The sequence below is a fragment of the Bifidobacterium sp. UMB1197 genome, assembly GCF_030217745.1.
In the GTDB taxonomy this organism is placed as follows: Bacteria; Actinomycetota; Actinomycetes; order Actinomycetales; family Bifidobacteriaceae; genus Bifidobacterium; species Bifidobacterium vaginale_B.
Window position 1 is genome coordinate 1 of the sequence record NZ_JASOOL010000095.1, and the last position, 240, is coordinate 240.

The following is a 240-nucleotide window of genomic DNA, read 5'->3' on the forward strand; positions in this document are numbered from 1 at the left end:
TGTACGAACGATTTCACGTACGGCGTTCGCATTCTACCGAAAGATATCGCCATCCTTGCCCGTTTCATCCAGCAGAACCAGCCACATGCGCAGCACTGGCTGGCCTTTGACGTTGACCGGACGGGGGCAGCGATCGACTGGAGCGACCGGAACTGTCCGGCCCCGAACATCACCGTAAAAAATCCACGTAACGGGCACGCGCATCTGCTCTACGCGCTCACTCTTCCGGTGAGAACCGCG

General features: G+C 58.8%; 1 protein-coding gene. It reads left to right on the forward strand.

Annotated features, from left to right (window positions below; genetic code table 11):
- On the forward strand, window positions 1-240 hold a 240-nt coding region (locus QP420_RS06770), incomplete at both ends, for a replication initiation protein (protein ID WP_481616908.1).